Raw genomic sequence first — 22,591 nt, 5'->3', positions numbered from 1 at the left:
CCAGGCCGACCAGGCGGCCGCCCCGTCCGACCAGCCCGCGCCGCCGGCGAACCGTGACGAGCAGTTGGCCGCCGTTCGCGCCATGGCCAAGGCCAAGGGCGCCGCGTGGCTCCGGCCGCAGCTCGCGAAGTACCAGGTCGAGATGCTGTCCAGCCTGACCGACGCCCAGCTGGCCGAGATCCTGGCGTCGTGAGCGGCGAGGCGCAGCCCGGCGCCGGGCACAACAGCGAAGTCGGCGGCATCGCCGGCGACCGTCTGCGGTCCATCATCGAGCGCGTCGAGCGGCTCGAAGAAGAACGCAAGGCACTTGCCGGCGATATCAAGGATATTTTCAGCGAGGCCAAGTCCGCGGGCCTGGACGTGAAGATCATCCGCGAGATCATCCGTGATCGGCGCAAGGAACCTGCCGATATCGAGGAACACGAGACCATGAAGGATCTCTATCGCCGCTCGCTGGGCATTTAATTTGCCCGCTTTGTATCTTATATAGATACAGAAAGGACTGTGATGCTCCAGACTTTCACTGCCATGGCCGGGTGCCTCGTGATCCTCGCGGTCGCGGCCGGCTTCGGCGCATGGCTCGGGCGGGCGCGCCGCGCATGACCCAGGACACACCGCCGGTTCCGGCACAGGAAGCCGAAATGCGCCACCAGGCTCTGCTCGCAGCCGTGGAGACGGTGGCTCGCTGCGGCTCGCCGCCGAACCATACCGTCTTCATCGCGGCCGACTATCTCGCGTTCCTGCGCACCGGGCAGAAGCCGCTGGTGCCGGCGAAGGTCGGAAAATGACCCACGCCCAGCGCGCCCATTCCGTCCTGTCCGCCAGCGGCTGCAAGCGCTGGTGGAACTGCCCGGGCAGCGTCTCGCTGACCCAGGACATGCCGAATGAGTCCTCGGTCTTCGCCCAGGAAGGTACCCGGGCGCACGAACTGGCCGAGGCCTGCCTGGTGAACAAGCTGGACGCCGTCGAGTACGTCGACCGGCAGATCGGCGGCCACACGGTCACGGTTGAGATGGCCGAGGCGGTGCAGGTCTACCTTGACGAGTGCCGGCGCGTGCCGGGCGAGCAATGGATCGAGGTCCGTTTCAACCTGGACTCCATCAATCCGCCGGCGCCGATGTACGGCACCGCCGACTTTGTGGCGTTCGACCCCGAGACGCGCACCCTGCACGTCATCGACCTGAAGTTCGGCCAGGGCCTGCAGGTCTACGCCGAGGGCAACCCGCAGCTGCGGTATTACGCGCTCGGCGCGCTGCTGAAGTTCCCCGAGCTGGACGTGCAGCGCATCCGCGCCGTGATCGTGCAGCCGCGGGCCTTCGGCAAGGCGATCCGCGAGACCGAGATCGACCCGGTCGAGCTGATCGAATGGTCCATGACGCTGATGCGCCGGGCCGAAGTCGCCATGCAGCCCGACGCCCCGCTGGCCGCCGGCGAGTGGTGCAAGTTCTGCCCGGCGGCCGGGCAGTGCCGGGCGCAGTTCGACCTGGCTGTCAGCACGGCCACGGCCGAGTTCGGCGAGGTGGTCGAGATTATCGAAGGGTCCGAGGTCGCGGCCCTGGCCGCGCCCGTGGCTATCGACCCGCGCACCCTCTCGCCGGTGCAGATCGCCGAGGCCATGGCGCTGGTGCCCGTGGTCGAGGGGTTCATCGCCGACCTGCAGAAGGTGGCGGCCGGCCTGGCGCGCCAGGGCCTGCTGCCGGGCTGGAAGATGGTCCCGACCCGCCCGTCTCAGAAATGGGCGGACGAGGCCGAGGCGGCGGGCATGCTGACCATGCTGCACGACCTGCCCGCCGATGCCGTGTTCGAGCCGCGCAAGCCGATCTCCCCGGCCGCCGCGCGGAGCCTGCTGGCCGAGCAGATGCTCGCCGCCCGGCTGGCCGAGCACACCAAGGGCCGCAAGCCCACCAAGAAACAGGCGACAGAGGATGCCGCGGCAGCCCTGGCCGACCTGATCGTGTCGGCGTCCAGCGGCGAAAAGCTGGTCCCGGTCGCCGATGAACGCCTCGCGCTGCCGCCCGGCGGCGACGAGTTCGCAACCTGACATCCTGAGATCCTGACCATGACCAAGCTCCTGACCCCGAACGTCGTCCTGTCCTACCCGCACCTCTTCAAGGCTGTGCTGCGCAAAAACGCCAAGCCGGACGAGAAGCCGCAGTTCTCGGCGGCCTTTCTCTTCGACGAGGCCGCGCTGACCGCGCCGGAGACCAAGGCGATCCTCGCCGCGGTCATGGAGGCGGCCTATGCCAAGTGGGGCAAGAAGACCGTCGACACCTGGATCGAGGAAGGCACCTTCGAGCTGCCCTTCAAGAAGGACATCGTCTCGAAGGGCTACCCCGAGCGCTTCAAGCGCTACATCAGCTGTGCCAGCGGCGCCGACTACCCGCCGGCCGTCGTCGGTCGGTTCAAGGACCCGAAGACCGGCAAGCTGGAGGTGATCACCGATGCCCGCCGGCTCTACCCGGGCGCCGTGGTGCGCGTCTCCGTCACCGTGCGCTGCTACGGCGGCGAGAAGGGCTGGAAGCCGGGCGTCAAGCTCGACCTGGCGAACGTCCAGCTGATCGACGACACCGCCGAGCGCCTGACGGCCGGCGGCGCCGGCGGCGAGCCGGACGAGTTCGGCTCGGGCGAGGAAAAGCAGGCCGGCACCGACGCCGACTTCGACTCCCTGCTCGGCTGATCCTCGCAACCCAGGCCGGACGCAGCCCGAACTGCGTCCGGCCTGTCTCTTTTAGAGCAACATTCTATGGACCAGGATCTCGAAAACCTCTGGCTCGATCGGTACGTGCTCAGCGTCGAGCAGGTTGAGCAGCTGATCCACGAAGTCGACGACCTGCGCGCGAACCAGCCCGCGGTCGACGAGCTGAAGGGTCGGATCTGCGAAATGGAGGCCGAGGCGAAGGACCGCGCCGCCGAGATCGCCGGCCTGCAGGCCGAGATCGCCGCCAGGAATGTCGCCATCGTTGCCGCCCGCACCGCTCTTGAAAGCATCGCAGCATGACCCCGACGATCCAGACCTACACCGGCCGGCTGTTCAGCCTGGCGCGGCCCTGCGCCGCCGACGTCCATATCGACGACGTGCTGATTCCGCTGACCCGCCTGTGCCGCTTCACCGGCCACACGCTGGAGTCCTCCTGGACGGTCGCCCAGCATACGCTGCTCTGCGACGATCTCCGGGCGCCCGACACGGACCCGCAGACCCGGCTGGCGATCCTGCTGCACGACGCGGCCGAGGCCTACATCGGCGACATCAGCCGGCCGCTGAAAGCGCTGCTCGGCCCAGCCGTCCGGAATGTCGAGGCGCAGGTCGCCGCGGCGATCTTCAAGGCCTTCGACGCCGACGAAGTGTTCCTGGACGAGGGCGAGATCAAGCGGGTCGACGACCTGGCGCTGGTGACGGAGAAGGCGATGCTGCTGGCCGACAGCCCGGAATGGCCGGGCCTGCCGCGCGATACGACCCGCAGCTGCATCGCGCTGTCTCGGGTGTCCAAGCTGCCGTGCGTTTTCACCGAGCTGGCGAACCGCCTCGTCGAGACCATGAAGGCCGCCGAATGCAGCCCGCTCCCGACCCTCGGCCTGTAGACCCCGACCAGGTCGTGTTCCAGCTGGAGCACGCGGCCAAGCTGCATCCTGGCTGGCATTGGGTCGAGCAGCACCGCTCGGCGATCGCCGCCATCCGCCAGCTGCAGGCTGAGATCGCCTTCCTGAAGTCCCTCATGTGACGGCCGGCCGGCACGATAAGCTTTTGTTATCGTGCCGGCCCTCCTTTGCCATTATCGCTGCCAGAATTTCGAGCTGCTCGGCCACCGTGCGGACCGGCTCCGCAGGTACCAGCCGCAAGAAAGTCTTAGGTATATTTCTAAGAACTGGTTCGGCGACATTCTCCGAACGCAGGTCCGGCGCCAGCCAGAACGACAGCCGCCAATGGATCTGGCCGCCAGTCCGCACCGGGCGGCGCTTCACGCGCAGCGCGCCGGCGGCGACAAGCCGCTTCATGCAGGCGGACACCGTGCCTAGCCCGACGCCCGCGCGATCCGCGATGCGCCGATATCCCGGATCGCACCGGCCAGTCTGCCAGTTCAGAAACGAGACGAGGCCGCCGTACACCGCGGCGTCGGTGGCCGTGTGCCGGGCGCGGCGAGAGCCGGTGTGGCGGCGCGTCGGGCCGGCGGCCAGGCGCAAGAGGGACTCGTGATTGGCGCGCGCTTCCGCACGCGTGAGCACTCGCATGGTGCACGCATCCTGTCGAAAGGCCGAGCGCTCCCGCTCGCAAGTTGGCGCTTGCGTTCGGACGGTCGGCGAGGCAGGATGCGGGTCAGAGAACTACCGCGGCCTGCCAGATAAGGCGGTCCTGAAAAGCTCCCCGGTTGGCGCCAGGGAGCTTTTCGCGTTTCAGAGGGTCGGAATCGGCGTCAGTTCTGCTCCAGCTGCTGAACGCTGCACCGTAAGCGCCTGTTCTGTCTGGCGCAACCGACTCACTCGGTCGCCGGCGCGGCCAGACGGGCGGGCTGCGGCTCTGGTTCTGGCGCGCCCTTGCCCTGCAGCTGCTGCCGGAACTTGGCATAGAGCGCCTTGCGGATCGGCTCCGGCACGGCATCGCCCAGCGCGGCTAGGCGGACCACCTGCTCGTTCACGCGCTCGATGCGATCGAGCGTGACCGCCGGTGTCACCAGCCGCACGTTCGTCGCGGCGGCGGCCGCAGGCGCGGCACCAGGCACCACGGCCGGCATGCGTCGGTCGGCCTGGATCTTCTGGCGGATCGCTCGCGAGATCCATTCGCCGATCTCCTGCCCGTCAGCCTTCGCCCGCTTGATCGCCATGTCGCGCACGTCGGCCGGGATGTTCTTGATCGTCCAGGGCTTCCAGCGGTCGGACTGGCCAGCCTGCTGGTCTGCCTGGGACGCGGTCTGGTCGGACTCGTCAGTCATCAGTCTGCCTCCACGGGGGTTGAGGCAGACCGGATAGCGCACAAGTCCGACCGCTGCCTAGCCCGGTCTGACTTGCAGGCCGGCCAGGTCGCGCGCCACGCTCAGCAGCAGCGCCTCGTGCCCCGTGCCTTCGCCGCTGTAGAGAGTCAGCGCCACGGCCGCCTTTTCCCGGCACCCGTGCAGGGTATGCGCAGACGTTTCCGCAAGCACATCCGTCGCTTCGTCCAGCTCGCCGCAGAGTCGCGCATGCTCGGCGAGCGCGGCGGCTGGCCACGGCCCCCGCACATCCGCATAGGCGTCCGCGATTTTGCGGGCAGCCTCGTTCAGGTCGAGCACCGTTTTGGTAAGCCCGGGCACGGCAATATCGTGAGGCATTTCAGTCTCTTGTGGGAGGGCAGTTCTGCATGTGCCGTATAAAACATACGTATGTCAACACTATTGCGTGAGATACGTATGTTCCACAACCTACGCAACCAGGGCATGATTAAGCCCTTGAGAGGATTCGCCTCTCGCGCGATACGGCGGAACATGCGCAAACCTCTGAAAACTGAGCGAATCCAAGTCTTGCTCTCCCTCGATGACCTCGGGCGCATAGACGATTGGATGTTCGCCAATCGGTTACGCAGCCGAGGTGAAGCCATACGGCGCCTGATCGACACCGCCCTCTCGAATGAGAACGTAAAGAGAACACCGGAACAGGGCAAGAAAAAGGCCCCGCCGTAATGTTCCGGCGAGGCCTTGTGAACGGCGCGGCTGAGCGAGAGCGTCAGGCGGCCGGCAGCGTCTTCCCGAGCAGGACGGGGCTGCCGACGCTGATGGTCGGATCGCCGGCCAGCAGCTTGCCCAGCTGGGCGGCGACCATGGCCGTGACCGCCTCGGGCGTGACGCCGCGCTTGCGCAAGGTGTCCGGCACGCGCTCGGCGACATACTCGGCACCTTCGGCGACGGCGCCGGCGATCAGCCCGGGCGTGGAGATCGGCTGGCCGGACTGCACGATCCGCGTGTAGGCCAGGCCGCCGCCGCGCCCCACGGTCTCCCAGATATCCGTGTTGAAGCCGCGCTTGCGCAGCTCGGCGACGAGCGCCCCGCCGATGCCGGTCAGCACCGCCAGCAGGATTTCGGAGAGGAAGGGCCGCAGGGCGTCCAGCACACCGCCGGCGGCCGTGACGACCGTGTCCGCGGCGTGCGCGGGCGCGGCGAGCAGCAGCAAGGCGCCGGTGACGGCCCAGGGCAGCGCGAAGCGCCGCGCGGCGAAGATCGCGGCCAGCGAGCCGCCGACCAGCAGGAACGTCAGCGCGACGACGAGTCCGCCCCAGAACGGCAGCGTCACCAGCCACCAGGACCAGTCGATATGGCCGGTCAGCTTCAGCCCGACGAACAGCAGGCCGAGCAGCGGGATAATGGGCATGGTCAAAAAGCCTTCAGGCTGAACAGGCGCCGGAACCAGCCGCGCCCGTAGGTGGAGAAGGTAGGAAGCGCAGCCATGAACAGCGCCCGCTCGGTCAGCATGTGCGCGCGGACCTGCGCGGCGCCGCGCTGCTGGACGGCCGACTGCACGGCGCGCAGCGTGGCGGGGCCGAATAGCCCGTCCGCCGGTGACCCGACGACCTGCTGCAGCCACTTCACGGCGCGCGACATGCCGCTGTTCACGGCGGCGTCGGCCAGCGCCCAGGCGATGCCCGGCGGCAGCGCCTCGAAGGACTGCGGGAAGTAGCGGACGCGGTAGATCCCGGCCGCATCGGCCAGCGTCAGGTTGCGGATATCGAGGGTCGGGAACGTGTTCGCGGCGATGCCGTACTTCGTGCCCAGCAGCTTGCCGACGCCTTCCTTGCCGCCGGTCCAGTTGCCGGGGTCGCGCGGGTCGTCGGAATAGGCGCCCTCGTGCTCCATCAGCTGCGCGAACCAGTCGTCGAAGAGGCTCACGGCACGGGCTCGAAGCAGTCCGCCGGCCAGGCGCAAGACTTCCCGTAGAGCAGCAGATGCCGCACGCCGAGAATCGTCCGCTCACCTCGAACACCGTACTTTTCGCCGGCGTAGATAGAGACGGTATCGTTGTACCACGGGTCGAGGTTCGACCACTCCTTGACGACGCGCACCGAGCGCATATCGCTGGACGTCTTCACCGGCTGATCGGCGATCGTGAAGTGCTGCGGCGCGCGTTCGGCGTGCAGCGCCTTCAGGCGGGCGACGTGCGGCGTCAGCTCGGTCATCAGCGCGGCCAAGCCGCCGGGCGTCTGCCGGTCGTCGTGCAGCTTCCCGGCGGCCTTGGCATCGACGAGGATCGCCAGGCAGGCTAGCGCCGCGGCGAGGTGCGGCACTCCATCGTCGGCGTCGACTTCCTCGCCCTCGAACCAGCGGTCCATGTGGCGCCGGAGCGCGTCGTAATAGATCGAGGCTCGCACGCCGGCGTGCCGCCAGTTCGACCGGCCGTACTTCAGCGCGCCGTTCAGCAGCGCGACGCTGCCCATGGCGGTCGCCGTGGCCGGCCAGAGGTGCAGCGGCAGCTTGTCGCTGCCGATCGCGTCCTTCGGGTTGCTGGGCTTCGTGGTCACGGGATGGCCGCCAGCTGGTTCATCACGGCGCGAGCCGCATAGCGCTTCAGAGTCTCGACCTGGGTCTCGCCATAACTCGGCATCCGGCCGGCATGCAGGTCCGTCAGGAACTGCCCGACCGTGTTGAACTCGGCCTCGAAGGCGGCCGGGTTCTCGGTGTAGTCCTGCATCCAGAGGTTGAAGGCCTCGGCCATCAGCACGTCGTCCATCGGATCGCCTTTCGGGAGCGTTCTTGTATCCTATTACGATACAGTCAGCGCCTACCTTTGCCCATTGCGATGTCCAGGACGGGCTCCTTTTCGGTGCGCTGGTAGAACTTGCCGCCTACCATAGCCGCCGGGTGCGACAGGTCGACATACTCGAATTGCGTGCGGCGGCTGTGCGTGTCGCAATGCGCCAGCAGGAAGCCGTTCGCCCACTTCTCGCCGTTGCAGTACGACGCCTCGCGCTGGTGGCCGGCGCCGATCTGGTGCCATTCCCAGGGGCCGTAGACCGGCGAGTATGCCGTCCAGACGATGTGCTTGTGATGGTGCCCCGACGCGCCCGGGATGCCCATGGCCCGCATCTCGGGGAAATGGCCGAACAGCAGCGAATTGTCCCAGAGCGTGACGTAGTTCTTGCGCAGCTGCTGGGCGACGTCCCGCTCGTTCCAGGCAGTCATGTCGGCGCGGGCGATGTAGTTGACGCCGTAGGACTCGAGGCCCAGCAGCTTCGGCACGGTGTACCCGTGCAGGTCCGCCAGCACGACCATCATGGCCTGGGTCTGTTCGCCCATGTGGCGCAGCAGCCGGAATTCGTGGTTGCCCTCGACGAACAGGATCTCGGAGTCCGGCGCGGCGCGGCGCAGGTCAGCCAGGAAGGCATGCACCCATTTGATCGCCGGCACGATCGAAAACTCACGCGGGTCTCGGGTGTGCTTGCTGAACTCGGGCAGGTCGAAGATGTCGCCGTTCAAGACGATCTTCTCGGGCTTGGCCCGGGCCGCGGTGTCGATCACGACGCGGCGGAAGAACGGGTCGCAGTGCAGATCATGCACGTCCGACAGCACCAGGGCGGTCTGCCAACGGCGCGACGACGGCCGGAGGTACTTGTCCTCCCAGCCCGCCTTCTCCTTCGTCAGCGCGCGCAGCTTGTCGACGCTGGCGTGCTTGGCGATGTGCTTTTCGAGGCGGTGCGCGTGCCGCGACAGGATGATGCCGGCCTGGCGCTTGAATTCCTCGAAGGTGCCGAAATGCACGTTCCAGGCGGACTCGGCCAGCCGGCCTTCGACCCGGAAGCGGTTGCGCGTGACGACGCGGTCGACGTCGCTCTGTGCGATCCGGCGCAGCTCGCGGATGCACTCGGCCCGGCTGGCTTTGGTGACCTTGCTCTCGTCCTGCGAGAGCGGCACGTCCCGCGCCATCAGCCGGCGCTGACCTGCTGCAGATACTGGACGATCGCCCAGCCAATGCCGGCCAGCACCAAGCCCCACAGCACTGAGCCGGCCGGCTTCAGCACGTTGCCGACGAGGTTCGAGGCGCCCTGGCGCTGAGCATTCTGCTGCAGCAGCAGGTCGAGCTTGGAATGGATCGCGGAAAGGCCGCGCTCGACGGTGCCGATACGCTTCGAGTCCGTCTGCTGCAGGACTTCCAGGCGCGTCAGGCGATCGCGCTCCGACCAGCCGGAGGCATTGAAAGGTTGCTCGTCCGACATAGCCGGTCCTTTTACTTGATGGCGTAGCCTAACGATTCCGTCAGTCACACCGCAATTGCGGCGCGGAACATAGCGTCGACTTGCGCCTCGGACAGGCCGAACTGCGTCTGCGCTGCCACAAGCCGAGCGTGCCGCCGCTCGAAAGTTTGCGCGTTCAGCCACCAGATGCGAGCGCGCTTCGCCTCGATCCGGTCCGGGTCGCTGTCCGGCAGGTTGTCGGTCGCGGCCAGTGCGGCCAGCGTGACCTCGTCCATGGCCGTATCGAGCGCGCGCCCGTCCGGCAAGATGAAGCCGGCCATGATGTCCATGGCCTGGGCGCGGCTGACGACCTGCGGCACGGGCGATAAGGCAGCCAGACGATCGGCTTCCATCTGCGCCAGGTCGGCCTCGTCCATTGGCACGAGCACGCCGTCGATCATCTTCGCCGTCATGCGTCCGGAACCCCCAGCAGGACCGCGCGGCCGGCGGTCGTGTTGATGCCCTTGAACCCGATGCGGACCGCGGTGCCCATGGCCGCCGGGATCACGCGGAAAGCCCCGACCACGCGCGACGTGATGCCGTCGAGGTTCCGCAGCTGATAGGCGTCGAAGGTGCCGTTGATCCGCCCGGCCGCTGGGCGACTGAACCGCATCTCGAAGAAGATCTGCTCGACCGTGCCGTCCGTCAGCGTGATCTCGGTCTCGCTGCCTCCGCCCGATGCGTTGATCGCCGGGCCGAAGACGCCCGCCCCGCGGAAATAATCGAAGTCGCCGGCCAGGAAGCCCGCGCCCTGGCTGAAGCGCGCATAGGCGATGCCCAGCGAGGCTGGCGCGAAGCCGGAGACGATCAGCCGGAACGCCGAGTAGCCGGCGTCCAACGTCAGGTCGACCGCGCCGATCGGCGAGGACACGACGACCTCGCGCAGCTTGTGCTCGCCGGCCTGGTACGGCAGCAGGTCGGCCGGCAGCTTGCGCGTGGTCTCGTCGAGCAGCGGCAGCAGCTGGCCGGCGGCCCAGGCGAAGACCCGAACGCTTCCGGTGAAGCTAAGGCGCGCCGTCGTGCCGGCGGTGTTCTCCAGCACCTTCAGAATCTGGATTCGGGCCGGGCTGGACAGCACGCGCGCCATGACGATCTGGCCCTGCGACCCGTCGTGCATGCCGACCGGGATCTCCGTGTTCGCGGCGTAGCGAGACAGGAAGGTGCGCGCGCCGGCGGCCGCGCCGGCCAGTGTCACCGTCGCCGAGGTGCCGGGATTGTTCGCCGTCTCTTCAACGAAGTCGCCGATGTCGTACACCGCCATGCTACAGCCTCTCGTCGATGCGGGCGCGCCAGGCGCGCAGGTCCGCGGCGCCGTACGGGAAGGTGAAGTCGCTGTTCGTCTGCAGGCGGCCGAACAGAGCCTCGCGCTGCATGTGCTCGCTGTCGGGCGTTGGGATGACCAGGATGTTCTGCCCGGTCCAGGCGACGCGGGCCATTTCCTCGACCTGCAGCCACTGCTCGGCCTCAGTCGTGGCGTCGTGCGCGAGGACGTAGCCGCGGCGATAGAACTCGGGCCGGACCAGCAGGCCGCCGTTCTGGGTCTCGCGTTCCGTGGTGCGGCCGGTGGGGCTGTATGCCGACGACGGGCTGATGTTGATGTCGGGCTGCCAGACCGGGCCGGCGAAAGCCAGAGGGATGTTCAGGTTGCCGTCTGGATTGCCGGGGTCCGAGATATCGATCCGCAGCCAGCGCGCGGTGCGCTCTGTCGGCGCGATATGCACGACCTGCCGATAGCCGCGCACCGGGCCGGGCAGCAGGCCGCTGTCATGCTGGTTTAGCGTGAACTGCGTGGGGCCGAGGCGAATGCGCACCGTGGCGTCCGGCGTCAGGTTCGTGCCGGCCAGCGCGAAATCCCGCCAGGTCACGGACGCGCCGGCGTCGAGATGCAGCGTGGCGCTCAGCACGCCGTCCTCGGTCTGCCAGGCGCGCGCCGGGCTGCCTTCCGGGCTGCGCAGGTTCTCGGCCGGCAGCGCCGCGGATTCCGACGTGACCAGCAACGTGCCGGCCAGGAACCTGTTCTCGTAGCCGAAATGGACGTTGCTCATACCAGGACCGTCAGCGTGATCGTTCGGGACTTCAGGCTGATATTCCTGCGCACGATTCGGCACAGGGTGCCATTGCGCAGCGAGCGGATCGGATAGTCGACGTGGACTATGGTGCCGAGCGGCAGCGACAGCGCGTCGTCGATGTCCAGCGGGATCTCGAAGAGTCGGCGGTCCTTCCCCCACAGTTCGCCGAAGGCCTGGCCGACTTCTGTCGCATCCGCCTTAGTCAGTAGGCGCGTGGAGACGACCGCCGGGTCATTCGGCACCCGATAGGCCTGCAGGAGGGCGGTGTCCTGCCATGCCAGCGCAACCTGGTCGGTCTGTGCCAGGAACGCGCGGCGCGCGTCCGTGACGTCCGGGTCCAGCGTGTTGCTGGCCTGCACCGTGTTGTTGCGGCTGTGGCCAATGCGCCAGCGCCAGGGCGACGGCGCCAGGCTGGTCGGCAAGCCGACCGGCCGCGGCGCGGCGAGCATCTGCCCGGCCGTGAGGCGGGCCGCCGGTACCGCATCGGCCGGCACCGCGCGGAGCAGGACGAGCGCCAGCTTGCCTTCCGGCGTCGGCACCAGCTGGGCGCCGATAGAGGCCAGGATGGGCGCGATAGCCTCGACCACCTGGACGGGGTCGGTCCAGAAATCGCCGGTGTAGAAGGGCGCTTCAGCGATAGCGGCCGTGAATGAAGGGACGTCCAGCAGCGACAGCGGCAAACCGGCGTCCTCGGTCAGCAGATAGCGGACCAGGTTCGCGGCGTAGGTCATCGGGCCGGCAACCGGAAAGTCCCCCACGGCGTCGCAGGTCAGCTCGCGCCCTTCCTGCAGCGGCGTACCGGTCTGGACGTACAGGCCGGTCGGGAGGCTGCAGGAGCGCCAGTGCCCGGCCGGCGGCACGCTGCCATACGGGTCGGTCGTATCGGCCGCCCGGTCCGTCCAGGCGTCGCCTGCGTCGTAGACCGCGGCGATCAGCCCCGGGCCGTCCGAGACTTGGTAAAGGCCGATCGACCGGTCGACCAGCACGGGCTTGACGTTCAGCACCGGATTGCCGACGCGGCCGCCGCGCAGCTTCGGGATCGGCTGGCCTTCCAGGTCGACCGTGCCCTGGTAGCCACCCGTCCCGGCGTACAGGCCGGTCAGCAGCGGCTGCTCCGTCCAGTACGAGGCGTCGCGGATCGGCAGCGTCAGCAGGTTCTCGCCGGCGACCCAGGGCTGGCCCAGGCCGGTGAACAGCGTGGCGAGGCCCGAGTATGCCGGATCGACCTCGATGCCTCTGGCGGCGTCCTGTGCCCGCCGGCCACGCCGGATTCTAACGACCCGGCGGTCGGCGTTGAAAAACCCTTCCGTCTGGTCGTACTCGCCGGTCGGGTTCAGCAGCTGGACCGAGCCCGCCGACCAGGCGACCGCCGAATTGCCCGGCTCCAGGTTCAGTGCCTCCTGGATCTCCAGGGCGCTGTCCAGGGTCGGCGGATAGGCCGCCACGCCGCCCGGGTCAGTGTTGCGGGTCCGGTATCCGGTATCGCTGGCGCGCAGCGTGGCCGTGGCCTCCAGCGGCGCGCCAGCAGGCGGCAGGCCCAGCGGCCGGATGCCGCGGGCGTAGCGCGCGCCGGCGCCCGCGCCGGGCCGGTACAGCTCGATCTCGACGATCGTCACGTCGCTCATGCGTTCACGCTCGCCCGGGCCGGCGCATTGGCCGGCAGGTTGTTCGCCTGGATGGCCGCCACGACGCGCGCGGCCATCTGCTCAATCGCTGCGGTCAGCTGGACCGTCGACGACCGTTGCTCAGCGATGAACACGGCATCCGTCAGGGCTTGGGCCGAGGCCGAGCTGACGCGGGACAGCGTGTTCGTGATCTGGCTGACCGTGTCGACGTAGCCGGTGCCGGAGCCGTTCACCTGGCCGGACAGCTGCCGGTAGGTCTCGGCCACGCCCTGCAGCTCGCCCAGCCGCGAGTAATCGCCGGCGTCGATCTGCGCCGACAGCGTCAGGAACTGCCGCTGGGCTTCCTGGAACTGCTGGCGCGGGTTGAGCACCGAGCCGGCACCGAAGGACAGCGACTGCGCATAGGCCGACAGGTTCGAGATCAGGCCCAGAGCGCTGGACGCGGCCGACTCCTGCGCCTGGCGCGCCCGCTCGGCGTACTGCTCGACGATGGACAGTCGCTCGGCGTTAAGCGTGCGCTCCAGGTCCAGCATGCGGGCAGTCACGTCCTCGGCCGACTGGCCCAGGCTTTCGAGGTTCGCCTTGTAGGCGGCGCGCTCGGCGATCGCCGCGATGTCGAAGGACAGCAGGTCGGCGGCCTGATCCTGACCGCCGGCGCGCATCCGGCGGATCTCCAGGCCGCGGTCCAGGCCCCACACCGCGGCGTCGCGCTGCTGCTGCAGGGCGAAGACCTGTTCCAGCTGCTTGGCCACCAGCTGATCGGTCGCCAGGCCCAGCTCGGTCGCCTTGACCTTGGCCGCGTCGAAGCTGGCCATGACCGCGTCGACGGACTGCTGAAACGCGCTGACGGCCTCCGGCGGGTTGACCAGGACGTCGTACACGTCCTTGACCCATGCGACATTGCCGAGCGCGCGGTCCAGGTTGTCGTCGCCGCCGTATGCCTTGCCCAGCTCCTGCTGGATGACCTGCTGCATGGTGGCGCTGCCGCCGCGCAGGCCTTCCAGAATCGCCAGCGTGAGGTTGCGCTGATCCTCTTCCGGGCTGGAGTCCTTCCCGAAATGCGTCTGTCCGGTCACGCTGGCGTCGATCGACAGCCCGAGGCTGTTGATCGTGGTGTTCAGCTTGACCAGCGCCTCCTGCATGGCGCCGACCGCCTCGGCGTCGTCCATCCACTTCGACTTGCTGCCGGTGACCGTCAGCTGGCCGTCGCTGTTCACCCCGTACTGCACACTGGCCGCCGGGTTCGGCTTGCCCGGACCGAAAAGACCGCCCAGGAGGCCGCCGGCGCCGCCGCCGATCAGCGCGCCGAGCGGGCCGCCGACCAACAGCCCGAGACCCGCGCCGACACCCGCGCCGATCATGCCGCCATTCGCCTTGCCGCCCACCAGGCTGTTGAGCAGCGTGCCGATGGCAAAGCCGCCGCCAACGCCCGCCAGCGCGCCGCCCAGGGTGGTGGTCCCGGCGCCATAGAAGGCGGTCGTCGGCGCCGCGGCACTCATGGGGCCGAACATCTGCCCGGCGCCCCAGAGCGGCGTGCTCATCAGACCGCCCAGGCCGCCGGCGCCGGCAAGACTGCCCAGCCCCAGCATCTCCGTCAGGCTGCCCATGCCGAGCACTTCGGAGATGTTGCCGAAAGCCCCGACACCGGAAAGCAGGCTGCCAGCGCCTCCAAGCAGCCCGCCGCCAGAACCGCCAGAGGCGACCGTCAGCGCGCCGCCCAACGTACCGCGTGCGCCGCCCAGCAGGGCGTTTAGGGCCGGGTTGATGACTCCCAGCTTCAGCACGTCCTGGACCACGGACGACATGACGCCGCGGGCGATCTGCCCGAAGGAGATCGCCTTCAGCGAGCCTTGCGAGAACGCCTCGGTGATGGCGTCGCCGACACGGTCGAAGGCGTTCTCGCCGATCCGGCCCAGCTCCGCCCAGCTGTTCGACAGCTGCGTGTTCTCGCGGGTCTGGTCCGCGATGCGGCGGGCGTTGTCCTCCCGGCGCTTGCTCTCTTCAGTGCCGAGTTCGTTGCCTTCGGCCAGGATCTTCTGCCGCTCACGCAGAGCCGCCAGCTCGCGCTCGCGCTCGTCAGCGGTCAGGCCGATCAGCTTTCGCTCGTCGTCCAGCGCCTGAAGCTGGCGATCCTGGCCGGCCAGCGCATCCTGCTCAGCACGGGCGCGCTGCTCGGCGCGCAGCCGCTGGTAGCCGTCGACGAGATCGAGGACGGCCGCCTGCTGCTCCTTCGAGCCGACCGTCCCGTACTTCATGCTCTCGCGCCACGCCGTGGCGGCGTCCTCGGCGTCCTGCGTGGCGCGCACGCCTTGCGAGACCGCCGCGGTCACGGCGGCTTGCGCTTCCGCCTGCTGGTAGAGGGATTGGCGCGCCTCGCTCAGCTGTCCGTTCAGCCGCTGTTGCGTGAGGGCGCGCGCCTCGGCGACGACCGCCGCGCTGGCCATGCCGCCGGACGCCTGGCGCGCCGCCTCGTGAGCGTCGTGCTCGGCCTGCGCCAGATCCCGCGCCGCGCCTTCGGCGACGCCGGCCAGCTTCGCCTGATTCGCCAGCCCGCGCAGGAAGCCGCCGACCGGCCCCTCTAGGCCGGCATACTGCGCGCCCAGCTCGGCCAGCGCGGCGCGGACGTTGCGCGCCTCGTCCGCGGTGATGCCGGGCGTGTTCAGCGCATCGCGCAGACCTTGCTGCTGCGCGCGCAACGTCTCTCGCTGATAGCTGCGCGGATTGATCGACGCGACCTGCCCGAGCGCGGACTCAATGCGACTGCGGTCGGTGACGACCGGAGTGCCTCCGGAGCCGCTGCCGGCGGTTGACGCGCTGCCGCCGCGCCGAAGACCCAGCAGAGACGCCACGCCGGAGCCTTCCAGAACCTTGGCGTCCAGCTCGGCGGCCATCACGAAAATATCGCGCATCATGCCGAAGAACCGGGTCGCCAACGGCGTCATCTCTTGGACGGCCTGCTGCAGGACGTCCTTGGCGTCACTGAGCATCTTCTCCAGATCGGATCGATTGTTGGCCGCCCCGGCAGTTGCCTGCTTCACGCGATCCAGAACCAGCGCGTAGGCCTCGCCTCTCTTGCCCGCCAGCTCCATCAACTGAACCTGTCGGGTCAGCGAGTTGGTGAAGCCGGTCAATTGCTTCTCGGCCAATTCGCGGGCGACGTCCGCCGGCTCGCGCATCGCTTGGGCCAGCGTGGCGGCGGCGGTTGGCAGATCCTGGCCCATGACGGTCGCCAGATCGCCAACAACCCGCTGGAGCGCCTCCAGATCTTTCGCGGTGCCGGTAAAGGACCGACTGCTGGCCAGGATCTGGCCAGCAGCGCGTGCATCTGAAGTGCTGAACTGAGAAGAGGCGGCGAACGATTTGGACGCTTCGTTGACCGTCGCGGCCATAGCCTCGTAGTCGGTGCGTGTTGCGCGCAATCTGTTCTGGAGGTTGTTCAGACTGCGTTCATTGGCTTCGGCGAGCACCGCGAGCGTGCCGAAGACAAGCGCCGTTCCCGCGATTGCAACGCGGCTCGCCGTCATCTCCTGCCGCAGCAGCGCCCAGGCGCGCGTCGTGCCGCCGACCGCGCCGGTCGCCTGCGGCCCCTGCTGCATCATGATCAGAAAGGGGTTCTGGCCGCCGGCCAGCTGCACGACCGCGTCCTGCAGCTGATAGGTGAGATTCGTCACTTCGTGCGCCTGCAGCTTGATATGCTGCGTGCCCTGCTGCGTGATGGCGCTTAGCTCACCTGCAGCCTGGTTAGCGGCGCGCAGCGCAGCGGCCCGCTTCTCTACAAGCGCGGTCGCGCCGGCGACGGATCGATTATATTCTTCGAGGCTGGTCTTGCCCTTCGCCATGTCGTCGGACAGGCGACGCTCGACGTCCGCCAGCGACCGCTTCGCCGAGGCGAGATCCTGGGCCGCCTTCGTGACAGGGTCGAACGACCGCTTCAGCGACGACGCGGTGCGGCCAACCTTCGTGACTGTGGCTTCAACCTTGTCGCCGGCGGCAGCCAGCTTCTCCAGGTCAGCCGTGGCGGCTTTCGCCCCGGACGAGACCTGATTGTCGAAGGTGACGACCTGGCGGGCGACGTAGTTCATGCGTGTATCTTATTGGGAGACGCGCATGGCAGGAATTGCGTTCGCCGTCAGCCTTGGGCTGGGCTACAATTCGCCTTTTAAGGGAATGTCATGGAGCTTCTGCTCGCCGCCCCGCTGGTCGGGGTGGTCTTCTATTTCCTCGGCTGGCGGTACGTCCTGGCCGGTGTCGGCTGCCTGGTGGCGGCTCTGATTCTATGGCCTTTGCTGAGACCTCCAAATCAAAAAGATATCTGCGTGCAACAGGCCGAAAATAGCTTGCGAGCCACTCGTGAAGACTGGAGAGAAATGGCTATCGTGGTTTGCCAGGCATCAGAGAATTATTCTCGAAATCGGTATCTTGACTAAGGGCTTTCTCTATAAGCCTCCGCGCGGCTTCTGCACGAGCAGGCAAGTCCGGCTGGGCGCGGCGCCATGCATCTATCTTGTCCTCCAGTTCCGGAGACAGGCGCATTTCAAAACGACTGGGTTTGCGGTCCATGGACGTAACATACGTAGCTTACGGCTATATCGTCAATCTGTTTGACGTTTTCCGTAGGCTACGGTAGCTACGTAGCCGCCGGACAAGGCGCTCGAACGCCCTGCCCGGCTGACCCGCAACACGGAACGAACCCATGTCACAGGCTGCTGACCAGCTTACCGACCTTCGCCTCTCGTGCGAAGTCTTCACCGCGCTCGAACAGGTCTCCCACCGGCTCCAGGACCGCGCCCGGACGTGCCGCGACGAGCGCCGGCTGCGCCCCTTGCTGGGCGAGATCTTCGCGCAGCAGATGCCCCTGCTGGAGGCCATCACCGCGACCCGCGCCGCCTCGCTGGCCGACATGCAGGCCAAGGCGCGATGCCTGGACGCGTGGATGCCGCGCGGCTCGCTGCTCTACGGCACGCCGGAGGAACGCATGGCCGCGTCGCTGCTGCGCGACCTGCTGGAGCCGGAGGGCGCCGCGGAATGAAGACCTGCACGAAGTGCGGCGAGACCAAGCCGCTGGAGGCCTTCAGCCGCCACAGTGAAGGCCGGCTTGGCCGTCGTCCTGACTGCAAGGCCTGCAAAGCAGAACAGGACCGGGCTTGGCGCGCAGCCAATGCTCTGGCGATCAAGCCGAAGAAGGCTGCCTACTACCGCGAAAACAAGGACGCCCTGGAGCCATCCCGAAAGGCATGGCGCACGAAGAACTCCGCTGCCATCATCGAGCGAGTGTCGGAATGGCAGGAAGAGAATCGCGACCGGGTGCGGGCCTGTCATCGCGCCTGGGCGGCCCGCAATCCGGATGTTCGCGCAGGGGTCGAGGCAAAGCGGCGAGCCCGCAAGCGCGAGGCCCAGGTCGAACCAGTTGGTCTGCTCGACGTGATCGCCCGAGACGGCCTGAGCTGCTACATCTGCGAGCGACTCTGCGATCCGCGTGCGCCGCGCGGTGCCCGCGACAAGGCCGTGCTGGAGCATGTGGTGCCGCTGGCGAGTGGCGGCACGCACACGATGGCGAATCTGCGCCTGGCCTGCGATCCGTGTAATACGGTGAAGGGCTATCGCCGCACGCCCGAGGAAACCCGGGCGATCGTCCTGGCTAATCGCGGACGCGGATCTCGATCGCCGGGTATTCCACGAAACGGCCGACCTGGCCGGTCTTCCTGCGATAGCGGCCCGGAAATTCGAGCGTGTAGACGCGGCGCGCGGTGACCGTGTTGCCGAAGCGCGCCGACACGGCGCGCGCAGCGTCGGCGTACATGCCGGCCGGCGTGCTGAAGCGCAGGCGGCGCTTGCCTTCGAGCTGCACGTCGGCTTTGCGGCTGTATGGCACTGAGGCGAAAATATGCACCTCGGCGTCCGGCGGGATCTTGTCGATGTCGAGGCTGCCTTTGCGGACGTCCCGGCCGTTGACTGCGATCATGATCGAGTCGACCAGCTTGCCGGTCACCCGCGGCGCACGCGCCTCCAGGTATTCCAGGGCGAAGGCGACGGCGTCGCGGATGTAGACGAACTCGTGGACGATCGTGCCGCTGTCCGGATTGACTGATTCAAGCTTCGCGCCTTCGCGGCCGTCGACGAAGACCTCGAACTCCGGACTGGCCTGGCCCTCGGCGATCAGCTTCGCCGCGCCTTCGCGCGCCACCTTGGCCAATTTTTCCGAGCGCGCCTTCGGCGACAGCTCTGCGTCGACGAACACCTTGATCTGGCTGCGCAGGGAAGCCATCAGCGCGGCTTCCCTGCGGTTGCCTTCTTCACCTGCTTCGCATGCCAATCGGCGTACACCGAGTCCATCTCCCGCAGGCAGTAGTCAAGGAAATCGACGTCATCGGCTGGCCGGCCGTGAAACTCGGTCCATTCCCGCACCAGCTTCCACGGGATCGAACCGGGCACCGGCGCGGCCAAGCCGCCACCTCTCCAGTTCCGATCCGCCGTCAGCCGGTGCCACGCGCGCCAGATCCAGGCGAGATGATCCGGGATGTCCGGCGCGGGGAGGTGCCGCCCCTTGGCCTCCTGCTTGTCGCGGAAGGCCTGGGATACGGCGCCCCATTCCAGGCTGAGATTCAGGCCGGCGCAGAGAAACCCGCGGCTTCCACCTTGTCCTCCTGCGCGACACGGCCGACCATGGCGGCGGCCCGCAGGCAGGCCTCGCGCAGGTCGCTGTACTCGACGTCGGCCAGCAGCTTGCAGAAGTCGGCGAAGGCGAGCGGCTTGCCGGCGTCGTCCTCGATGTTGCGCACGTCGAGCAGGACGTGCTCGCGCAGCGCGTCAACGACGTGACGGCGGAAGATGGCGCCGGGGATCTTGGACTGGTCGCCGCCGAAGCCGGTCGCGGCGCGGCGCAGCTTGGCGGCCAGCGCGTCGCGATACTGGTCGGTCAGGCCGCGGGTGCGGATCTCCAGGTCGTCGTACTCGTCACCGGGCGAGATCCACTCGCCCTGTTCCAGGGCGATCTTGTTCAGTCGGAAGCTGGACAGCTTGGCCATGATGGCAACCTTCGGGTGTTGCTCGGGCTATGAAAGTCGGGGACGGCGCCGCCCGAACAACGCCGCCCCCGTGATCCGGCACCGCCGGAACTGGTTACACGACGGGCAGGCGGTCGATCCGGACCGTGCCGCCGACGCCGGCGCGCGGGTTCCCCTCCAGGTCGAACTGCGCCATGACGCTCGTGCTCGGCCCGCCGGCATTGACGCGCGGGTTCTGCAGGGTCGCGTTTTCGAGCGTGATGACGTAGGCGTTGCGCGCGTCGTCGTAGAGGATGAAGGACAGCGCGCCCTTCGTGCCGGCCTTGAATCGCTCGTAGGCGTTCAGGCTGTCGAACAGCATCGAAACACTGCCGCCGGCCTCCAGCAGACCCCTCACCTGGCCCTTGGCCGCGGGCGATCCCATGGCATAGGTCTGCGCGGCGCCGGTCTTCGTCAGAGACAGCGAGAACTGGTCGACGTCGTCGCCCCACAGCGCGCCGTCGATGCAGAAGCCGCCGAAGCCGTCGACCGAGTCATGCACGGCGCCGGTCGGCGCCTCGGCCGCGGCGCCGGTCGAGGCCTCGGCCGTCGCGGACACCTCATCCTTCGACTGGCCGGTGAAGGAACCGTTCAGGAACTGGCCCGTGCCGCCGGACAGCTGGCCGGCGCTGAGATAGGTGCCCGGCTCCCGGAAGAACATGTCGGCCGCCATCTTGCGCTGCACGTACAGCGTCGTCACGGCGACGCCGTTCATCAGCGTCGAGGCCCGAACCTTCGCGGCGGTGCCGGCAGGCGTCTCGGTGACGAAGGGCAGGCCGATCGGCGTCAGCGTCAGATCGGACCCGCTCGCCTTCGAGGCGACGCGATAGATGCCGTTGTTGGCGGCGTTCGTGAACCCGCCGAGGCGAATCCACTGACCGGCGCTGATCGCCTGGAACTTGGTCCCCAGGGTGCTGGTCAGCTTGTTCGTGCCGGCGGTGATCGTGATGTCGCCGCCGATGCCGTTGATTGCGACGGCCGCCTGCCAGTCGCCGTTCAGCAGCGCGGCGAGCCAGTCGTCATAGGTCCCGAAGGACAGGGCGAAGTTCAGCTGACCGCCAGCGGTGACCCGCTGCGTGACCGCGGCCTGCACCTCGCCGCGCGCGTTCAGCTCGGCCGGCCGGGCACGCTCGTTCGACGTCGCGAAGCTTTCGCCGGTGGTGCGGATCTTCTGAAACGCCACGGACGGCAGGACGCCATAGGTGACTTCCTTGGCGAAACTGATTTCGACGTCGTTGGATTCGACCGCCGCCTGGTAACCGTTCGTCGGCATGCCTGCCTCTCGTGCGAGTTTGTATCCTGAGCGGATACAGTAGGCTCGCGCTCGAATGCTGGTCTATTGCGTCGACACGTCCTGCACGCGATAGCCGAGTGACAGCGGCAGGCACCACCACGTCGACGCCTTGCCGTTCTCGTCGTCCGCGCCAAGCCCGATGCTGCCGCGACCCCACACGACCTTGCGCGGACCCAGACGACGAAACAGCTTCGCGATCCGCTCTGCCATTCGCCGCGCGTCTGCGGTGCCGTGGCCTTTCGGCACCAGCACGTCGACGAACAACTCGCCCTCTTCGGACCAGGATGCGGTCGGCCCCATCTCGATCGGCCGGAAGGAGTCGCCGACCATGTCGACGCGCAACCACATCGCCTCCCCCGGATCGACCGGCAGTTCGTTCGGCCACTCGATCGGCACGCCGAGATCTGCGGCTTCGAGGATCGCCCGCGCGTCAAGCCACGGTCCCGGACTGCTCATTTCCCGCCCCTAATCCAGAGGGTCCAGCCGATCAGCTCGGCACCTTGATAGACGGCCGTGGCGCCTTTCACCGTCCAGCGCTGCCCGTCCAGCAGCAGCGTGTCGTCGGCGCGCGGCGGCCCCGGCCAGGCGGCCGGAACCAGGCCGATCTCGGCTTGCTGGTCGCCCTGCAGCACGCCGCCGGTCAGCTCGTTCGGCAGGAACGCGTGAGGGATCGTCGGCAGCGTCTGCTCGGCGTAGCTGACCGGCGTGGCGCTGGTCTGGCGCCGCAGCGTTCCAGGCCGGCCACGGCGCGCCAGGAACCGCTGCCGGCTGTCCGCGAACGCGCCCATCAGACCCGAGCCTTCCAGGGCGCCAGCTGGTCGCGGATGTCCTCCGTCAGCACCATGCCGGCGCCCTCGAAGTAGGTGATGCTGCCGGCGCCCTGGATCGACTCCTGCTTGATCCCGGGATCGCGGCCGCGCGCGACCCAGCCCATGACGATCAGCTGCAGGGCGATCGCCTCCAGGTCGGCCGGGATCGTCTCGAAGCCGCTCAGGTAAGTCACCGTCACCGGCAGGTCGGCGCCCCAGGCCCGCGGCGTGCCGCCCTCTACGCGGTGCAGCAGCCCGGAGCCGGGCTCGATGGCGTAGCTGCCCGGCTCCAGCATGCCGCCGGAGGCCGCCACAGCGTCCAGACGGGCCACAGGGGCGGCCGAGAGGATCAGCGGCCGGGTGATCGAGTAATCGACCCCGTCGCCGCGGCTGAAGGTCTCGGTCAGTTGCTGCAGCCCGAACTCGCGGCCGCACTCGGTCGAGATCAGGCTCGACGCCTGGCGAATCAGGCGCTCCAGCTTGGCGTCCGAGGACGAGCCGGAGATGTCCAGCTCGTCCTTCGCGACTTCCAGGGTGGTCAGGGCCGTGACGGTCGTGATCATG

At 68.1% G+C, this 22,591-nt stretch carries 32 protein-coding genes; 11 read left to right on the top strand and 21 right to left on the bottom strand.

Annotation, left to right across the window (positions count from 1 at the left end; all coding sequences use genetic code 11):
- The 8 genes from WFI16_RS25485 to WFI16_RS25450 form a co-directional block, all read left to right on the top strand.
- A partial coding sequence (locus WFI16_RS25485; protein WP_419900677.1) for a hypothetical protein occupies positions 1–193 on the top strand: 193 nt, incomplete at its 5' end.
- Complete coding sequence (locus WFI16_RS25480; RefSeq protein WP_419900676.1) at positions 190–465, top strand: DUF2312 domain-containing protein; 276 nt, start codon at positions 190–192, stop codon at positions 463–465. The genes WFI16_RS25485 and WFI16_RS25480, both read left to right, overlap by 4 nt.
- Positions 466–599: 134 nt before the next feature.
- Complete coding sequence (locus WFI16_RS25475; RefSeq protein ID WP_419900675.1) at positions 600–788, top strand: hypothetical protein; 189 nt, start codon at positions 600–602, stop codon at positions 786–788.
- Positions 785–2,041: a DUF2800 domain-containing protein gene (locus WFI16_RS25470; RefSeq protein ID WP_419900674.1), complete on the top strand. Its 1,257-nt coding sequence runs from the start codon at positions 785–787 to the stop codon at positions 2,039–2,041. Before WFI16_RS25475 ends, WFI16_RS25470 begins: the two co-directional genes overlap by 4 nt.
- An 18-nt stretch (positions 2,042–2,059) precedes the next feature.
- Positions 2,060–2,677 (top strand): ssDNA-binding protein, encoded by a 618-nt coding sequence (locus WFI16_RS25465; protein ID WP_419900673.1) that lies wholly within the window; start codon positions 2,060–2,062, stop codon positions 2,675–2,677.
- A gap of 66 nt (positions 2,678–2,743) precedes the next feature.
- Positions 2,744–2,998, top strand: coding sequence for a hypothetical protein (locus WFI16_RS25460; RefSeq protein WP_419900672.1), 255 nt, complete (start codon positions 2,744–2,746; stop codon positions 2,996–2,998).
- A complete protein-coding gene (locus WFI16_RS25455) occupies positions 2,995–3,579 on the top strand; it encodes a hypothetical protein (RefSeq protein WP_419900671.1) in 585 nt (194 codons plus the stop codon). The genes WFI16_RS25460 and WFI16_RS25455 overlap by 4 nt, the downstream gene beginning before the upstream one ends.
- A gap of 14 nt (positions 3,580–3,593) precedes the next feature.
- Positions 3,594–3,719, top strand: a complete 126-nt coding sequence (locus WFI16_RS25450; RefSeq protein WP_419900670.1) for a hypothetical protein — start codon at positions 3,594–3,596, stop codon at positions 3,717–3,719.
- Here WFI16_RS25450 and WFI16_RS25445 read toward each other — a convergent pair.
- From WFI16_RS25445 to WFI16_RS25380, 14 genes are all read right to left on the bottom strand, one after another.
- Entirely contained in the window at positions 3,712–4,227 is a 516-nt protein-coding gene (locus tag WFI16_RS25445; protein ID WP_419900669.1) for a hypothetical protein, read from the bottom strand. The genes WFI16_RS25450 and WFI16_RS25445 overlap by 8 nt on opposite strands.
- A gap of 245 nt (positions 4,228–4,472) precedes the next feature.
- Positions 4,473–4,925 carry a hypothetical protein gene (locus WFI16_RS25440; RefSeq protein WP_419900668.1) on the bottom strand — a complete coding sequence of 151 codons (453 nt, stop codon included), beginning with the start codon at positions 4,923–4,925 and terminating at the stop codon, positions 4,473–4,475.
- A gap of 57 nt (positions 4,926–4,982) precedes the next feature.
- The gene (locus tag WFI16_RS25435) at positions 4,983–5,300 is read right to left on the bottom strand and encodes a hypothetical protein (protein ID WP_419900667.1); all 318 of its coding nucleotides are present in this window, start codon (positions 5,298–5,300) and stop codon (positions 4,983–4,985) included.
- 391 nt (positions 5,301–5,691) lie between these two features.
- A complete protein-coding gene (locus tag WFI16_RS25430) occupies positions 5,692–6,333 on the bottom strand; it encodes a hypothetical protein (RefSeq protein WP_419900666.1) in 642 nt (213 codons plus the stop codon).
- A gap of 2 nt (positions 6,334–6,335) precedes the next feature.
- Positions 6,336–6,848 (bottom strand): glycoside hydrolase family 108 protein, encoded by a 513-nt coding sequence (locus WFI16_RS25425; protein WP_419900665.1) that lies wholly within the window; start codon positions 6,846–6,848, stop codon positions 6,336–6,338.
- Positions 6,845–7,477 (bottom strand): dATP/dGTP diphosphohydrolase domain-containing protein, encoded by a 633-nt coding sequence (locus WFI16_RS25420; RefSeq protein WP_419900664.1) that lies wholly within the window; start codon positions 7,475–7,477, stop codon positions 6,845–6,847. The genes WFI16_RS25425 and WFI16_RS25420 overlap by 4 nt, the downstream gene beginning before the upstream one ends.
- The gene (locus WFI16_RS25415; RefSeq protein ID WP_419900663.1) at positions 7,474–7,686 is read right to left on the bottom strand and encodes a hypothetical protein; all 213 of its coding nucleotides are present in this window, start codon (positions 7,684–7,686) and stop codon (positions 7,474–7,476) included. Before WFI16_RS25415 ends, WFI16_RS25420 begins: the two co-directional genes overlap by 4 nt.
- 44 nt (positions 7,687–7,730) lie before the next feature.
- Positions 7,731–8,879 carry a metallophosphoesterase gene (locus tag WFI16_RS25410; protein WP_419900662.1) on the bottom strand — a complete coding sequence of 383 codons (1,149 nt, stop codon included), beginning with the start codon at positions 8,877–8,879 and terminating at the stop codon, positions 7,731–7,733.
- The gene (locus WFI16_RS25405; protein ID WP_419900661.1) at positions 8,879–9,169 is read right to left on the bottom strand and encodes a hypothetical protein; all 291 of its coding nucleotides are present in this window, start codon (positions 9,167–9,169) and stop codon (positions 8,879–8,881) included. The genes WFI16_RS25410 and WFI16_RS25405 overlap by 1 nt, the downstream gene beginning before the upstream one ends.
- 44 nt (positions 9,170–9,213) lie before the next feature.
- Entirely contained in the window at positions 9,214–9,600 is a 387-nt protein-coding gene (locus WFI16_RS25400) for a hypothetical protein (protein WP_419900660.1), read from the bottom strand.
- A complete protein-coding gene (locus WFI16_RS25395) occupies positions 9,597–10,448 on the bottom strand; it encodes a hypothetical protein (RefSeq protein WP_419900659.1) in 852 nt (283 codons plus the stop codon). Before WFI16_RS25395 ends, WFI16_RS25400 begins: the two co-directional genes overlap by 4 nt.
- Position 10,449: 1 nt before the next feature.
- Positions 10,450–11,232 carry a hypothetical protein gene (locus WFI16_RS25390; RefSeq protein ID WP_419900658.1) on the bottom strand — a complete coding sequence of 261 codons (783 nt, stop codon included), beginning with the start codon at positions 11,230–11,232 and terminating at the stop codon, positions 10,450–10,452.
- The gene (locus WFI16_RS25385; protein ID WP_419900657.1) at positions 11,229–12,881 is read right to left on the bottom strand and encodes a hypothetical protein; all 1,653 of its coding nucleotides are present in this window, start codon (positions 12,879–12,881) and stop codon (positions 11,229–11,231) included. Before WFI16_RS25385 ends, WFI16_RS25390 begins: the two co-directional genes overlap by 4 nt.
- Entirely contained in the window at positions 12,878–16,963 is a 4,086-nt protein-coding gene (locus WFI16_RS25380) for a phage tail length tape measure family protein (RefSeq protein WP_419900656.1), read from the bottom strand. The genes WFI16_RS25385 and WFI16_RS25380 overlap by 4 nt, the downstream gene beginning before the upstream one ends.
- A 90-nt stretch (positions 16,964–17,053) precedes the next feature.
- Here WFI16_RS25380 and WFI16_RS25375 point away from each other — a divergent pair, with 90 nt between their 5' ends.
- The 3 genes from WFI16_RS25375 (at position 17,054) to WFI16_RS25365 (ending at position 18,632) form a co-directional block, all read left to right on the top strand.
- On the top strand, positions 17,054–17,308 hold the full coding sequence (locus WFI16_RS25375) for a hypothetical protein (RefSeq protein WP_419900655.1): 255 nt from the start codon (positions 17,054–17,056) through the stop codon (positions 17,306–17,308).
- A 266-nt stretch (positions 17,309–17,574) separates the two neighbouring features.
- The gene (locus WFI16_RS25370) at positions 17,575–17,910 is read left to right on the top strand and encodes a hypothetical protein (protein WP_419900654.1); all 336 of its coding nucleotides are present in this window, start codon (positions 17,575–17,577) and stop codon (positions 17,908–17,910) included.
- On the top strand, positions 17,907–18,632 hold the full coding sequence (locus WFI16_RS25365) for an HNH endonuclease (RefSeq protein ID WP_419900653.1): 726 nt from the start codon (positions 17,907–17,909) through the stop codon (positions 18,630–18,632). The genes WFI16_RS25370 and WFI16_RS25365 overlap by 4 nt, the downstream gene beginning before the upstream one ends.
- On the opposite strand, the gene WFI16_RS25360 is transcribed toward WFI16_RS25365, so the two are convergent.
- The 7 genes from WFI16_RS25360 to WFI16_RS25330 form a co-directional block, all read right to left on the bottom strand.
- Positions 18,520–19,146, bottom strand: coding sequence for a hypothetical protein (locus WFI16_RS25360; RefSeq protein ID WP_419900652.1), 627 nt, complete (start codon positions 19,144–19,146; stop codon positions 18,520–18,522). The genes WFI16_RS25365 and WFI16_RS25360 overlap by 113 nt on opposite strands.
- Positions 19,146–19,475, bottom strand: coding sequence for a phage tail assembly chaperone (locus tag WFI16_RS26985; protein ID WP_442970741.1), 330 nt, complete (start codon positions 19,473–19,475; stop codon positions 19,146–19,148). The genes WFI16_RS25360 and WFI16_RS26985 overlap by 1 nt, the downstream gene beginning before the upstream one ends.
- Before the next feature lie 8 nt (positions 19,476–19,483).
- Entirely contained in the window at positions 19,484–19,906 is a 423-nt protein-coding gene (locus tag WFI16_RS25350) for a hypothetical protein (RefSeq protein ID WP_419900650.1), read from the bottom strand.
- A gap of 94 nt (positions 19,907–20,000) precedes the next feature.
- The gene (locus tag WFI16_RS25345) at positions 20,001–21,197 is read right to left on the bottom strand and encodes a phage tail tube protein (protein ID WP_419900649.1); all 1,197 of its coding nucleotides are present in this window, start codon (positions 21,195–21,197) and stop codon (positions 20,001–20,003) included.
- A gap of 63 nt (positions 21,198–21,260) precedes the next feature.
- On the bottom strand, positions 21,261–21,674 hold the full coding sequence (locus WFI16_RS25340; RefSeq protein WP_419900648.1) for a phage tail terminator-like protein: 414 nt from the start codon (positions 21,672–21,674) through the stop codon (positions 21,261–21,263).
- Positions 21,671–22,006, bottom strand: a complete 336-nt coding sequence (locus tag WFI16_RS25335) for a hypothetical protein (RefSeq protein WP_419900647.1) — start codon at positions 22,004–22,006, stop codon at positions 21,671–21,673. The genes WFI16_RS25340 and WFI16_RS25335 overlap by 4 nt, the downstream gene beginning before the upstream one ends.
- Positions 22,006–22,590, bottom strand: coding sequence for a hypothetical protein (locus WFI16_RS25330; protein ID WP_419900646.1), 585 nt, complete (start codon positions 22,588–22,590; stop codon positions 22,006–22,008). The genes WFI16_RS25335 and WFI16_RS25330 overlap by 1 nt, the downstream gene beginning before the upstream one ends.
- Position 22,591: the final 1 nt, after the last annotated feature.

The sequence above is a fragment of the Roseomonas sp. USHLN139 genome (assembly GCF_037145735.1).
GTDB lineage: Bacteria > Pseudomonadota > Alphaproteobacteria > Acetobacterales > Acetobacteraceae > Pseudoroseomonas.
This window is presented reverse-complemented; position numbering and strand designations above follow the sequence as displayed.

Coding starts and splice junctions, on each gene's coding strand:
- WFI16_RS25475 (WP_419900675.1), top strand. CDS start 600: ATGACCCAGGACACACCGCCGGTTCCGGCACAGGAAGCCGAAATGCGC.
- WFI16_RS25470 (WP_419900674.1), top strand. CDS start 785: ATGACCCACGCCCAGCGCGCCCATTCCGTCCTGTCCGCCAGCGGCTGC.
- WFI16_RS25465 (WP_419900673.1), top strand. CDS start 2,060: ATGACCAAGCTCCTGACCCCGAACGTCGTCCTGTCCTACCCGCACCTC.
- WFI16_RS25460 (WP_419900672.1), top strand. CDS start 2,744: ATGGACCAGGATCTCGAAAACCTCTGGCTCGATCGGTACGTGCTCAGC.
- WFI16_RS25455 (WP_419900671.1), top strand. CDS start 2,995: ATGACCCCGACGATCCAGACCTACACCGGCCGGCTGTTCAGCCTGGCG.
- WFI16_RS25445 (WP_419900669.1), bottom strand. CDS start 4,227: ATGCGAGTGCTCACGCGTGCGGAAGCGCGCGCCAATCACGAGTCCCTC.
- WFI16_RS25440 (WP_419900668.1), bottom strand. CDS start 4,925: ATGACTGACGAGTCCGACCAGACCGCGTCCCAGGCAGACCAGCAGGCT.
- WFI16_RS25435 (WP_419900667.1), bottom strand. CDS start 5,300: ATGCCTCACGATATTGCCGTGCCCGGGCTTACCAAAACGGTGCTCGAC.
- WFI16_RS25430 (WP_419900666.1), bottom strand. CDS start 6,333: ATGCCCATTATCCCGCTGCTCGGCCTGCTGTTCGTCGGGCTGAAGCTG.
- WFI16_RS25415 (WP_419900663.1), bottom strand. CDS start 7,686: ATGGACGACGTGCTGATGGCCGAGGCCTTCAACCTCTGGATGCAGGAC.
- WFI16_RS25410 (WP_419900662.1), bottom strand. CDS start 8,879: ATGGCGCGGGACGTGCCGCTCTCGCAGGACGAGAGCAAGGTCACCAAA.
- WFI16_RS25405 (WP_419900661.1), bottom strand. CDS start 9,169: ATGTCGGACGAGCAACCTTTCAATGCCTCCGGCTGGTCGGAGCGCGAT.
- WFI16_RS25400 (WP_419900660.1), bottom strand. CDS start 9,600: ATGACGGCGAAGATGATCGACGGCGTGCTCGTGCCAATGGACGAGGCC.
- WFI16_RS25395 (WP_419900659.1), bottom strand. CDS start 10,448: ATGGCGGTGTACGACATCGGCGACTTCGTTGAAGAGACGGCGAACAAT.
- WFI16_RS25390 (WP_419900658.1), bottom strand. CDS start 11,232: ATGAGCAACGTCCATTTCGGCTACGAGAACAGGTTCCTGGCCGGCACG.
- WFI16_RS25385 (WP_419900657.1), bottom strand. CDS start 12,881: ATGAGCGACGTGACGATCGTCGAGATCGAGCTGTACCGGCCCGGCGCG.
- WFI16_RS25380 (WP_419900656.1), bottom strand. CDS start 16,963: ATGAACTACGTCGCCCGCCAGGTCGTCACCTTCGACAATCAGGTCTCG.
- WFI16_RS25375 (WP_419900655.1), top strand. CDS start 17,054: ATGGAGCTTCTGCTCGCCGCCCCGCTGGTCGGGGTGGTCTTCTATTTC.
- WFI16_RS25370 (WP_419900654.1), top strand. CDS start 17,575: ATGTCACAGGCTGCTGACCAGCTTACCGACCTTCGCCTCTCGTGCGAA.
- WFI16_RS25365 (WP_419900653.1), top strand. CDS start 17,907: ATGAAGACCTGCACGAAGTGCGGCGAGACCAAGCCGCTGGAGGCCTTC.
- WFI16_RS25360 (WP_419900652.1), bottom strand. CDS start 19,146: ATGGCTTCCCTGCGCAGCCAGATCAAGGTGTTCGTCGACGCAGAGCTG.
- WFI16_RS25350 (WP_419900650.1), bottom strand. CDS start 19,906: ATGGCCAAGCTGTCCAGCTTCCGACTGAACAAGATCGCCCTGGAACAG.
- WFI16_RS25345 (WP_419900649.1), bottom strand. CDS start 21,197: ATGCCGACGAACGGTTACCAGGCGGCGGTCGAATCCAACGACGTCGAA.
- WFI16_RS25340 (WP_419900648.1), bottom strand. CDS start 21,674: ATGAGCAGTCCGGGACCGTGGCTTGACGCGCGGGCGATCCTCGAAGCC.
- WFI16_RS25335 (WP_419900647.1), bottom strand. CDS start 22,006: ATGGGCGCGTTCGCGGACAGCCGGCAGCGGTTCCTGGCGCGCCGTGGC.
- WFI16_RS25330 (WP_419900646.1), bottom strand. CDS start 22,590: ATGATCACGACCGTCACGGCCCTGACCACCCTGGAAGTCGCGAAGGAC.